General features: G+C 69.2%; 10 protein-coding genes. 6 read left to right on the forward strand and 4 right to left on the reverse strand.

Annotation, left to right across the window (positions count from 1 at the left end; all coding sequences use genetic code 11):
* Positions 1–70: 70 nt before the first annotated feature.
* Together ACIQNU_RS33515 and ACIQNU_RS33520 are read right to left on the reverse strand one after the other, a co-directional pair.
* Positions 71–394 (reverse strand): L-rhamnose mutarotase, encoded by a 324-nt coding sequence (locus tag ACIQNU_RS33515; protein ID WP_401373581.1) that lies wholly within the window; start codon positions 392–394, stop codon positions 71–73.
* 5 nt (positions 395–399) lie between these two features.
* Positions 400–1,155 (reverse strand): SDR family NAD(P)-dependent oxidoreductase, encoded by a 756-nt coding sequence (locus ACIQNU_RS33520; protein ID WP_401373583.1) that lies wholly within the window; start codon positions 1,153–1,155, stop codon positions 400–402.
* A 481-nt stretch (positions 1,156–1,636) separates the two neighbouring features.
* Here ACIQNU_RS33520 and ACIQNU_RS33525 point away from each other — a divergent pair, with 481 nt between their 5' ends.
* From ACIQNU_RS33525 to ACIQNU_RS33550, 6 genes are all read left to right on the forward strand, one after another.
* Positions 1,637–2,488, forward strand: coding sequence for a FadR/GntR family transcriptional regulator (locus ACIQNU_RS33525; protein ID WP_401373585.1), 852 nt, complete (start codon positions 1,637–1,639; stop codon positions 2,486–2,488).
* Between the two features lie 95 nt (positions 2,489–2,583).
* Positions 2,584–5,985 carry a discoidin domain-containing protein gene (locus tag ACIQNU_RS33530; protein WP_401373586.1) on the forward strand — a complete coding sequence of 1,134 codons (3,402 nt, stop codon included), beginning with the start codon at positions 2,584–2,586 and terminating at the stop codon, positions 5,983–5,985.
* 88 nt (positions 5,986–6,073) lie between these two features.
* Positions 6,074–7,171: an enolase C-terminal domain-like protein gene (locus ACIQNU_RS33535; protein WP_401373587.1), complete on the forward strand. Its 1,098-nt coding sequence runs from the start codon at positions 6,074–6,076 to the stop codon at positions 7,169–7,171.
* Positions 7,172–7,271: 100 nt separating this feature from the next.
* A complete protein-coding gene (locus ACIQNU_RS33540; RefSeq protein ID WP_401373589.1) occupies positions 7,272–8,675 on the forward strand; it encodes an ABC transporter substrate-binding protein in 1,404 nt (467 codons plus the stop codon).
* Positions 8,672–9,604: a carbohydrate ABC transporter permease gene (locus ACIQNU_RS33545; protein ID WP_401373590.1), complete on the forward strand. Its 933-nt coding sequence runs from the start codon at positions 8,672–8,674 to the stop codon at positions 9,602–9,604. Before ACIQNU_RS33540 ends, ACIQNU_RS33545 begins: the two co-directional genes overlap by 4 nt.
* Positions 9,601–10,515, forward strand: coding sequence for a carbohydrate ABC transporter permease (locus ACIQNU_RS33550; RefSeq protein WP_401373592.1), 915 nt, complete (start codon positions 9,601–9,603; stop codon positions 10,513–10,515). The genes ACIQNU_RS33545 and ACIQNU_RS33550 overlap by 4 nt, the downstream gene beginning before the upstream one ends.
* A gap of 3 nt (positions 10,516–10,518) precedes the next feature.
* On the opposite strand, the gene ACIQNU_RS33555 is transcribed toward ACIQNU_RS33550, so the two are convergent.
* Both ACIQNU_RS33555 and ACIQNU_RS33560 read right to left on the reverse strand, forming a co-directional pair.
* Positions 10,519–11,331: a DUF899 domain-containing protein gene (locus tag ACIQNU_RS33555; protein WP_401373594.1), complete on the reverse strand. Its 813-nt coding sequence runs from the start codon at positions 11,329–11,331 to the stop codon at positions 10,519–10,521.
* Positions 11,332–11,603: 272 nt separating this feature from the next.
* Complete coding sequence (locus ACIQNU_RS33560; RefSeq protein ID WP_401373596.1) at positions 11,604–12,233, reverse strand: choice-of-anchor C family protein; 630 nt, start codon at positions 12,231–12,233, stop codon at positions 11,604–11,606.
* Positions 12,234–12,341: the final 108 nt, after the last annotated feature.

The following is a 12,341-nucleotide window of genomic DNA, read 5'->3' on the forward strand; positions in this document are numbered from 1 at the left end:
CTTGGGTCGGAAGACGGGTGGACGGGGGGAAGGGGGCGGGTAGACGGGGGGCGGGTGGATGGAACCCCTCTCAGTCGAGGTGGAAGACCTCCTCGGCCTCGGCCCACCACTGCCCTTCGGCCACGCCGTCCAACGGCCGCTGGCACGGTTCGGTCAGCGTCCACCACTCGCGGCTGAACGGGTCGGCGGCGATCCGCGCGGTGTCGGCGGCGTAGTCCGTGCCGGTGTATTCGAAGTAGCTGAACAGCAGGCCGTCCCGCAGGAAGATGGAGTAGTTGCCGATGTTGGCCCGCTTGAGGGCGGCGAGCACGCCCGGCCACGCGGCGGCGTGCAGGGCACGGTACTCGGACTCCTTCTCGGGCCGGAGCCTGATCACGGCGGCGAAACGCTGCATCCCGCTCAGCCCTCCTTCCGCAGCCGTAGCCGCAGGCCGTCCATGCCGCCGTCCACGGCCAGCGCGGTGCCTGTTGTCGAACCGGCGGCCGGGGAGGCCAGGTAGGCGACGGCCGCGGCGACCTCGTCGGCGCTGACCAGCCGGCCGTGCGGCTGCCGGGCGGCGAGCGCCGCGTGTTCGGCCGCCGGGTCGTCCGCCCGGTCGAGGAGCCGGCTGACCCAGGGGGTGTCGGTGGTGCCGGGGCTGACGGCGTTGACGCGGATGCCCTCCGGCAGCAGGTCGGCGGCCATCGCCCGGGTGAGCGACAGCACGGCGCCCTTGCCGGCCGAGTACAGCGCACGCTGCGGCAGCCCGGCGGTCGCCGCGATCGAGCTGATGTTGACGACCGCCGCATGCCGGGAAGCGCGCAGTGCGGGCAGCGCGGCCCGGGTGACCCGGACCAGCCCGATGACGTTGATGTCCAGGACCCGGCGCCATTCGTCGTCGGAGTTGTCCTCGATGCCGCCCTGCGCGCCGATCCCGGCGTTGTTGACCAGCACGTCGAGGCCGCCGATGGCCCGTACGGCCTCCTCGACAGCGGTCACGACCGATGCGTCGTCGCCGATGTCGGCCCGGACGTGCGCGGCGAAGCGGGGTGCCGCGTCGGTCAGGTCGAGTACGGCCACCCGCGCCCCCTCGGCCGCGAGCAGCCGGGCCGTGGCCAGGCCGATGCCGGAGGCGCCGCCGGTGACCAGGGCGCCCAGTCCGTCGAACGCGCCCATGTCAGGCCCGCCCGGAGGTCCGGCGCCGCCGCGCTCCGTCAGCCCCTGGTATCAGGGGCCGTTCGGCTCCCGCCGTGCCGTGGCGTGCCAGTCTCATCGCGTTCTCTCCCACAGGTGTGCTTCCACAGGTGTGCTCCCGGCCGGACCTGCTCCGGGAGGCGGGTGTGCGCTCGGAATGCGGGTGCGCTCGGAGTTCCCGACCGCGGGTCCCGGTGGGAGTCACGCTCGACACCCGTCCCGGCATCGCCGCGCACCCTCCGCCACAGAAGGATCTGCTTCATCCGGCATGCAGGACCTTAAGGATCTGATCTCTTGTACGCAATGGCCCTGGAGAGATGCACCTTTTGTCATGCTAAGCAGCCCTTGCGGAAGCGGATTCAACAATTTCTCGCCTCACTCTTCTCAACTTGTAACACCGATGTCATAGTGACCTCACCCAATGAACATGATTAATCCGAGCAGACAACAGGGGGATGACTCAGTGGGAGCTTCGACGCAGGTACCTGACGAGGAACATGACGATGCGTCAGGCCGCTACCGGCCCGGTTACGAACTGGTCGCCGAGCAACTGCTCAACTACATCGCCGAGCAGAACCTGCGGGCCGGGGACCGGCTGCCCACCGAACAGGGCCTGGCCCAGATCCTGGGCGCCTCTCGCAATGTCACCCGCGAGGCGGTGAAGGTCCTGTCCGCCATCGGCCGGCTGAGTGTGCGGCGCGGCGCGGGAATCTTCGTCGCCGACTCGGCCGGCGGTCTGGTGGACGACCACTTCTCGCACTTCCGGCCGACGAGCATGGAGGACGTCCTGATGCTCCTGGACTACCGGACGGTCATCGAGTCGGAGACGGCGCGCCGCGCCGCCACCCTCGCGACACCGATCGAGGTCCGGACCATCCGGGAGTCCGCCGAGACCTCGCTCGTGGCGGGCAGGGCGAACGACGGTTACGGCTTCGCCGAGGCCGACGAGGCGTTCCACGACGCGGTGGGCGCCGCCGCGCACAACGTGTTCCTGCGGTCGAGCGTCGCCGGCGTACGGCGTCTTGCGTCGCAGTCCGATGTCCTGCTGTTCCACGGGGACGCGCCCGGGTCCCTGGAAGTGGCGGCGGAACAGCACCTCGCCATAGCCGAGGCGGTCGCCGCGGGGGAGGCCGATCTCGCGGCGGAGCTGATGGTGGCGCACATCGCCACCACGCAGAGCCAGTTCGAACGAAAGATCCGCGATCGGCTGTTCAACGTGGACAGCCGCGGCGCCTCCGGTCCGCCGGCGCAGCCGTCGAGGCGGGCCGGTGGGGCGGCGGACGAGCCGCGGTCACCGGAGTCGTCCGCCTCGTAGAACCGCATCGCGCTCCCGGCCCGTGAGCCAGATGTCCGCACCCTCATGAGCCACCCAACGCCGGAGGAGCCCGGAGGACGACCGGGTCTCCCCAGATGTCACCTCATTCAGGCGATTGGATTTCCATGTCTGCACCGTCTGCACCATCTGCTCCCTCCGCACGGTCCACTCCCTCCGCACGGTCCGCTCCCCCCGCACCGTCCACTCCCTCCGCACCGTCCACTCGTGAGCGAATATCCGTGCCGCTCCGAAGAGTGCTGGCAGGCGCGCTGTCCCTGGCCGCGGCGACGGCCCCGCTGGCCGCGTCACCGGCCCAGGCGGCCTCGCCGAAGAAGGGCCTGAGCGTCTATGTCTCGCCGACCGGCAAGGACTCCGGCACCGGCACCTCCGCGCACCCCTTCAGGACGCTGGAACACGCGCGGGACTATGTGCGCCAGGCCAAGAAGAAGGTCAGCGGCGATGTCCATGTGCTGCTGAAGTCGGGCACGTACCAACTGAGCCGCACCTTCAGCCTCACCGCTCAGGACTCCGGCCAGGACGGCTCCCGTGTCATCTACGCGGCGGCCCCCGGCGCCGAGCCCGTCATCAGCGGAGGCAGACAGATCACCGGCTGGACCCCCGCCGACTCGACGGGCAAGGTCTACAAGGCGAAGGTGGGCGACCTCCGGACCCGCCAGCTCTATGTGAACGGCGAGTTGGAGACCCGCGCGCGTGGCGCGAAGGACCCGTCCGGCTTCAGCAAGACGTCCACCGGCTACACCTTCACCGACACCGCCATCAGCGGCTACAAGCGCCCCCAGGACCTGGAGGTCGTCAGCAGTTGGGGCTGGAAGCTCCAGCGCTGCGGAGTGCGGGCGATCTCCGGCAACACGATGGAGATGGAGCAGCCCTGCTGGCACAACGCCCACCTTCAGCAGGGCCAGGAGATCCAGAACCCGACCTGGCTGGAGAACGCCCGCGAGCTGCTGGACACCCCGGGTGAGTGGTATCTGGACGAGGGCAAGGGCGAGATCTACTACATGCCCAGGGCCGGTCAGAACCTGGCCAAGGCGACCGTCACGGTGCCGGTCGTGCAGGATCTGGTCGACCTGAACGGCACCCGGGACAAGCCCGTCACCGATGTGTCCTTCCAAGGCATCACCTTCTCCTACTCCACCTGGCTCGCCCCGAGTTCGCCCGACGGTCTCATCGAGGGACAGGCGGGCTTCCGGATGGTCGGCGAGGGCAACCCCGACTTCGACTCCACCCGTCTGAAGTGGCAGAAGACGCCCGGAGCCGTCAACGTCAGCCACGGCCGCGGCATCGGCTTCGACGGCAACACCTTCACCCATCTCGGCGCGGTGGGCCTGAACCTGAACACCGGTACCCAGGGCACCGGTATCACGGGCAACGTCTTCCGGCAGATCGCCGCCACCGGCATCCAGATCGGCGGCGTCGAGGCGGGCGACGCACACCCCGACGACCCCCGGGACATCACCAAGAACACCACGGTCAGCAACAACGTCGTCACGAAGGTCGCCGACCAGTACAACGGCTCGGTGGGCATCCTGGCCGGCTACACCGACCACACGGTGATCACCCACAACAAGGTCTACGACCTGCCGTACACCGGCATCTCCGTGGGCTGGGGCTGGGGCCTGACCGACCAGGGCGGCAACGAGGCGTACCCGAACAACGGCGGCGTCCCCGTCTGGGACTCCCCCACCACCAGCCGGGACAACATCGTCGCCGACAACGAGATCGGCGACATCATGAAGTCGCAGGCCGACGGCGGCGCCGTCTACACCCTCAGCACCAACCCCGGCGGCAGGGTGTCCGGCAACTACATCCACGGCGTTCCGGCGCCCGCGTACGGCGGCATCTACCACGACGAGGGCAGCCGCCACTGGCACAACACGGGCAACGCCCTGTGTGACGTGTCCTTCCAGTGGATGCTGATGAACCACGGCGAACAGAACACCGTCACGGGCAACTACACGAGTAACCCCGCTTTCAGCGTCCAGGGCGGCAGCAAGGACAACGACGTCAGCGGCAACATCGCCGTCGACTCCTGCGCGCAGCTCCCGGCCTCGATCGTGAACAACGCGGGCCTCCAGAAGGCCTACCGCCACCTCGACCCGGGTCCGGACGTCACGGACCGCACACCGCCCACCGCCCCCGGCACCCCGACGGCGGTCACCGACTTCCCGACCGTGGCGGACCTCACCTGGCCCGCGTCCACCGACGACACGGGCGTCACGGGCTACTCCGTCTACCGTGACGGCACGCTCGTCAGCGCCACCGGGAAGACCTCGGTACGTATCCCCGGTCTGACCGCGGGCACGGCCTACCGCTTCCGGATCACGGCCCGCGACGCGGCCGGCAACGAGTCGCCGCGCAGCGGGGAGCTGAAGGTCACCATGCCGACCGGCGGCGACCTGGCGCTGAAGAAGCCGGTCACGGCCTCCTCGTACTCCGAGGACAACACCCCCGCGAAGGCGGTCGACGGCGATCCGTCCACGCGCTGGGCGCAGGGCCTCGGGCTGCCCGACCCGTCCTGGATCCAGGTCGATCTCGGCGCGCGGTACGACGTGGACGGCGCCATCACCACCTTCGAGAAGAGCAGCGGATACAAGTACCGCGTCGAGGTGTCACCGGACGAGATCAGCTGGCGGACGCTGGTGGACCGCACCACCGCCGACACCACGGCGATGACCAGCTACGCGCACGCCGCCGAACCGGTCACCGGCCGCTTCGTACGCCTGACGGTCACCGGATCGCGGGGCAACGGCGGCAGCGTCTTCGACTTCCAGGTGTACGGCAAGGCCGCGGCGCCCAGCGCGGACCACACGGCACCCTCGGCTCCCGGAAAGCCCGAAGCCAAGCCGCTGCTGCCCAGCCTGGTGGATCTGAGCTGGCCGGCCGCGACCGACGACACCGGGGTGACCGGCTACGCCGTGTACCAGGACGGCAGGCGGATCGGCCTCACCACCGCCACCACCCTGCGGGTCTCCGGCCTGACCCCTGAGACCGCGTACTCCTTCACGGTCGTGGCCCGGGACGCCGCGCTGAACACCTCCGAGCCCAGCGAGGCGGCCGTCGTCACCACGCCGGCCGACCGCAACCTGGCGCTGCGGAAGCCGGTGACCGCGTCCTCGGACTCGGAGGGCAACGTCCCCGGGAAGGTGGTGGACGGTGATCTGACGACGCGCTGGGCACAGGGCCTCGGCCTGCCCGACCCGTCCTGGATCCAGGTGGACCTCGGTGCGGACACCGCCGTGTCCAGCGTGGTGACCACCTTCGAGAAGTCCAGCGGCTACCGCTACCGCCTGGAGTACTCCACCGACGGCTCGACCTGGTCGACTCTCGACGACCACACCGCCCGGAACACCGTCTCGGCGGCGACCTACTCCTTCACCGACAAGCCCGTCACCGCCCGCTACCTGCGGCTGACCGTCACCGGGTCCAGCGGCAACGGCGGCAGCGTCTACGAGATCCAGGTGTACGGCGGGTTCTGACGGCGGTTCTGACCGCGGGTTCTGACCGTACGCGCACCGCACGCGCCCCTCCCCGAGCGCCACATTCCCCACAGAAACGAAAGCCAGAATGAAGATCACCCATGTCGAAGTACACCGGATCGATGTTCCGGCGGCCAGCCCGCCCTTCCGCTGGCGGGACGGGCTGAGCGGAAGCGCTCCGGTGGGCGACGGCGCGGTCCTGCGCATCGGCACCGACGAGGGAGTCGAAGGGGTGGCCGTGTTCGCCCGGCCGGGAGCCTTCGCCACCCTGCGGGACCTGGTCGATCTGGTCTTCCGTGACGAACTGGTCGGCGCCGACCCGTTCCAGCGGGAGTGGCTGTGGCACCGGGTGTGGGAACTGGACCGTATCCACGAACTCCCGCTCCCCACCCTGGGCCTCATCGACACCGCTCTGTGGGACCTGGCCGGCCGGTACCACGGCCAGCCGGTCTGGCGTCTGCTCGGCGGCTTCCGCGAGGCGATCCCCGCGTACGCCTCCACGGCGACGTTCTCCAGCGTCGCGGAGTTCCTGGACGTGGCGGACCAGTGCCTCGAACTGGGCTACCGGGGTATCAAGCTGCACGCCTGGGGCGACGTCCACCGGGACACCGAGCTGTGTCTGGCGCTGCGTGACCACGTCGGCCCTTCGGTGCCCCTCATGTACGACGGGTCCGCCGGATTCGACCTGCCCGACGCGATCCGTCTGGGGCGGGCGCTCTCGGAGGCCGGCTACCTCTGGTACGAGGAACCGATGCGCGAGTTCAGCATCACCGCGTACCGGCGGCTGGCGGCGGCCGTGGACGTACCGCTGCTGGTGGCCGAGACCTCCGACGGGGCCCATATGAACTCCGCGGACTTCATCACGGCCGGCGCCGCCACCTTCGGCGTCCGGGCCGGTACCACCCTCCGCGGTGGGATCACCGGCGCCATGCGCACGGCACACCTCGCCGACGCCTACCGGCTGCGGGCCGAGGTGCACGGTTCGGACATCCCGAACCAGCACCTGTGCATGGCCATCTCCAACACCACCTACTACGAGTCCCTGGTGACCGCGGCCAAGGTCGTCCGCGAACGCCATGTGGACGATCAGGGCCTGGTGCACGCCCCCACGGGGCCGGGCATAGCCCTCCCGCTCGACTTCGGCTACGGCAGCGAACTGCTGCCGTACGTCGAGCAGCCGCGCTGACCGGACGGTGACGGTCCCTGCCCCCAGGGACCGCCACCGCAGCCGGCGCCCCCATCAGGCGCGTCACCTCTCCCACGCAAGAAACCAGAAAGGCACGACCATGAGGTCTTCCGGATCTCCGAGAGCCGGCTCTTCGACGGACGGCCGGCGCCGCACCGTTCTGCGTACCGCAGCCGCCGCGCTCTCCCTGGCCACCGCGGCCGTACTGACGGGCTGCGCCAGCGCCGACACCTCCTCCGGCTCCTCCCCCTCCGAGGCGGCGGCCTTCAAGCCGGGCGCGCAGAAGGAGGGCTCGCAGATCACGGTCTGGGCGGACTCGACCCGGCTGCCGTCGGTGGAGGCGTACCAGAAGGCGAACCCGGACGTGAAGATGAAGATCGTCACGTACGACGGAGGCGCCGACGGTTCCACGTACCTCCAGTCGAAGGTGCAGCTCTTCGACCGGACCGGCAGCGGCTGGCCGGATGTGGTGTTCGGCTCGCCCACCGACGTGACCTGGGCGTCCGAGCCCACGAAGCCCGGCGCGCAGCCCTTCGCCGCGCCCCTGGACAGCGACCTCGTACCGAAGAGCACGCTGGACGGTTTCGCCGACGGCTCGCTGGCTCCCTGCCAGTTCAACGGCCACACCTACTGCCTGCGCAACGACATCGCGCAGGTGGTCCTCTGGTACAACAAGACCCTCATGGACAAATGGGGCTACGACACCCCCACCACCTGGGAGGAGTACGAGGCCCTGGGGAAGCGGGTCGCCAAGGACCACCCCGGATATCTCGTCGGATCGGTCGGCGACACCAACTCCCATGAGTCGTACTTCTGGGCCGGTCAGTGCCCGGCGTTCCAACTGACGAAGCCGGACACCCTGCGCACCGACCTCCAGGACCCGAACTGCACCAGGATGGCGGGCCTTCTCGACGGACTGATCGACGCCAAGGCCGTCACCACCAAGGGCTTCTTCAGCCAGGGCTTCGCGAAGGACAGCGGCAGCAAGGTCCTGATGGCGTACGGCCCGTCCTGGTACGGCCAGTACCTGTTCAAGACCGCCTTCAAGACCCCCGCCAAGCAGATCGCCGCGGCGGCCCCGCTGAAGTGGGACGGCGAGACCACGGCCGCTACCGGCAACGTCGGCGGCGGGGTGTGGATGGTGTCCTCGCACAGCGCCAACCTCAAGGCGTCCACCGACCTGGCCACCTGGCTGACCACCTCCGACGAGAACCAGGCGTCCGCGCCCACCTACCCGGCCTACGGCAAGGCCGCCGAAGCATGGCTCGCCAACCCGGTCAACAGCGACTACTTCGCCAACGACATCAGCAAGCCCTTCCAGGAGGCCGCAGGACAGGTGTGGACGGGCTGGTCGAACACCAGGTTCTCGGACGCCACCGCCTGGTCCAGTGTCGTCCTGCCCGCCCTGACCTCGGGCAAGAGCCTGACCTCGACGCTGCCGACCTGGCAGAAGGAGATCAGCAACGAGGCGAAGGCCCAGGGGTACCAGGTGGTCAACGAATGACACTGCTGGAGACCGAGCGTGTCGCCGTCTCCCCGCTCCGCCGCGGCGCCAAGCCGAGGCGGAGCGGCCCCGGCCGCACGGGCTACCTCTTCGTCGCCGGCTACACGCTCCTGCTGCTCGCCTTCGGGGTGTTCCCCACCTGCTACTCGTTCTATCTGGCGCTCACCAACGACCAGGGCCAGTTCACCGGGTTCAACCAGTTCGTGAAGGTCGCCCAGGACTACCGCTTCGTCCCGGCCTTCACCCACATGCTGATCTACCTCGTCATGTGGCTGGTCGTCCTCGTCGTCATGGTGGTCCTGGTCGCGGTGCTCCTGCGCGGCCGGGTACGGCCCGGAACCTCGGCGCTGCTGCGCTTCCTCTACTACATTCCCGGCGCCCTCGCCGGTGTCGCCGGTGTGCTGGTGTGGCTGTTCATGCTGGACCCGGACGTCAGCCCGGTGTCCTGGCTGCTGAACAGCATGGGAATGCACAGCTTCGCGGCCGTACTGACCCCCGGCAACCTGCCGCTGATCCTCATGCTGATCGCTTTCTGGACCGGCGCCGGCGGCTGGATGGTCGTGATGTACGGGGCGCTGAACAACATCCCGGACGAGGTCCTTGAGGCGGCGCGAATGGACGGCGCGGGGCCCTGGCGCACCGCCTGGCACATCCAGATCCCGATGATCCGGCAGTGGATCGTGTACATGACGATCATGGCGTTCGCCACCGGCACCCAGTTGTTCGTGGAGCCCCAACTGCTCCAGACGGCCAGTCTCGGCCGGGTGAGCCCCACCTGGTCGCCGAACCAACTGGCCTACGTCTACGCCTTCCAGCAGGGCGACTTCAACGGCGCCGCCGCCATCTCCGTATTCCTGCTGGCGCTCGGACTCCTGGCCGCCGGACTTCTGGTCGCCCGCTCGAACCTGTTCAAGTTGGATGAGAAATGACGCGATCCGCTCTCTCCTCGCCGGCGACGGGCCGACGTCCTCAGCCCTCCCGGGTCGTCTCCTTCCTGATCGTGGGCGTCCTGCTGGCCCTGCTGCTGGTGTTCTTCGTCCTGCCGGTGATCTGGCTGCTGCTCGCGCCCTCGAAGACGGCGGGCCAGGTGGTGCGGGACAACCCGCTCTCCTTCGGGTCGTTCCAGCAGATCGGCGCCGCCTGGCAGCACCTGTTCGCCTTCCAGGACGGCGCGATGGTCACCTGGCTGCGCAACTCGGCGATCTACTCGGGAGGTTCGCTGATCCTGACCCTGGCCGTCAGTGTCCCGGCGGGCTACGCGCTGGCGCTGACGCAGTTCAGGGGCCGCAAGACGCTGCTGACCATCACCCTGGTCACCATGATCATGCCGCAGGCCACCCTGGTCCTGCCGGTCTTCCTGGAACTCAACCAATTCCATCTGATCGGTACCGTCTGGTCCGTGATCCTGCCCTTCTCCTTCTATCCGTTCGGCGTGTACCTGGTCTACATCTACTTCGGCAGCAGCCTGCCCAGGGACCTGCTGTCGGCCGCGCGGATCGACGGCTGCAACGAATGGCAGCTCTTCACGCGTATCGCGCTGCCCCTGGCCAAGCCGGTGGTCGGACTGGTCGCGTTCTTCAGCTTCGTCGGCAACTGGAACAACTTCTTCCTGCCGTACCTCGTCCTGCCGAACAGCGAGCAGTTCCCCATCCAAGTGGGCCTGAACCAACTGCTCACCTCCACCCCGTCGTTCAACCCGGTGGCGGGCGCGGGCCTCAACATCACCATCCCGGAACTGGCCCTGGCGATCGTCGTCGCCATCCTGCCCGTCCTGGCGCTCTTCCTCTTCTCGCAGCGCACGTTGGTGTCGGGCATGCTGGCCGGTGCGACCAAGGAGTGAGGGTCAGTGGTGGTGGCCGCTCCGCCCCAGGGTCTCCACGGGGGTCGCGCCGGGGCGGGTCCACTGGGGGGCGGGGCGGCTGGTCGGGCCCCAGGTGGCGTTCCCGTCGGCGTCCGAGCGCCAGTACCAGCAAGGGCTCTGCCCCTCGGGCCGGCCGTCGTCGGGGTTGTCCTCCCACACCTCGCCGCGGCCGTGGGCCGTCATGTCCAGCAGGGCGAAGGAGCCGGTGACCGGCTCGTTGCCGCGGCCCGTCGTGGAGTACGTGAGGAAGACGCGGTCGCCGTCGCGCACGTAGCAGGTGACGAACCCCATGTCGCCGCCGACCGGCTCGGCGACGTCACGCACCGAGTACCAGGGCTGGGTGTAGCCCATGAACGCGACATAAGGGGCCACCTCGTCCCAGCTGCCCGTGGTCACGATGGCGAAGGAGACGCCCCGGGCGTTGAGGTAGACGGCGTCCTTCACCTGCCAGGCCATGAGGGTGCAGCCCTCGCACTGCCCTTGGTGCGGAGCGCCGTCGTGCCACATGTGCTTGTAGACGATGAGTTCGTCCCGGCCCTGGAACAGGTCCAGGAACGGGACCGGGCCGTCGGGTCCGACCACCTCGACGGTCCCGTCGAACTCGACCATCGGCAGCCGGCGGCGGGCCGCGGCGAGGGCGTCGCCCGCGCGGGTGTGGGCCTTCTCGCGGATCAGAAGCTCGTCGCGGGCGGCCTGCCAGGTGGCCAGGTCGACGACGGGCGGGAGGCCGGGGGACGTGGGGTTCACCTCGTCCGGGGCGGTCGCGGTCGCGTCTTCCGGGGTCGTGGGCGTCATGGTGTTCTCCGTGGTGTCTCGGGCGGGGCAGCGTCGTACGCCGTCCTACGACGGTCACCACTGCAGACTCTCCGGCCGGCCGGAACTCATCGCGGCCGATAGGCGGTGGCCGGTACGGAGACGGTGGGTGACGTGCTCGATCCGTACGGTGGCCGTGCGCGCGAAGTCAGTGGTGCGGGGTGCTCATGAATGCCACGCGGCGAGTGCGCAAGTGTGCGGCGCGCCCCCGCCGACAAGCGTCGGCGGAGGCGCGCTGCGAGGGGTAGGCCGGGTCAGCAGCCCGTGGAGCAGGAGCAGCAATTCGGGCGGACCTGGATGTTGTCGAGGACGGGACCCCATGCGCTGCCGATGGTGCTGGCGAAGGTGAGGGTCGAGGTGGCGCCCGTGGCGACGAACGTGAACTGGCGGGTCACGTATCCCATGTTCGCGTACGTCTTGCCGGTGACGTTGAAGGAGAAGTCCTGGAAGTCCTGGCCGTCGATGAGGGCCTTGCCGGTCTTCAGTACCAGGTTCGAGGGTTGGCCGGGGTCCGGGTTTCCGGCGAGCGCGTAGGACACCGTGTACGTCGCGCCGGGCGTGGTCGTGAAGGTCTGGGACACCGTCCCGGCCGCGGTGCCGTTCAGGTCGATGGACTGGTCGCCTTCCGCGGCCTGCCAGAACCCTTTGCCGATCAGGTCGATGGAGCCGCCGGTGACCTCCCAGGGGCCGACGGCCTGGCCGGCCGCGTACGTCGAGAAGGCGTTCGCCGGGGCCTTCGGATACTCGAAACTGCCGTCGTCGAAACGGCTCACGGCTGCGGCGGCGTTCGCGGGGGACGCCACCACCGAACTGGCGCCCGCGAGTAGGGCGGCGGAGGCGACGGCGGCGGCAACTGAGGCGGTGCGATTGCGCAGGACTTTCATGGATCCTCCGTGAGAAGTCGTGCTGGAGCCGGATGTGGCTCGGCGCACATGAATTTCCCCCCGGACAGCCCGCGAGCCAAGACTTATGAGCGGGCGCATCATGGCGTA

The organism is Streptomyces sp. NPDC091292 (assembly GCF_044757265.1).
In the GTDB taxonomy this organism is placed as follows: domain Bacteria; phylum Actinomycetota; class Actinomycetes; order Streptomycetales; family Streptomycetaceae; genus Streptomyces.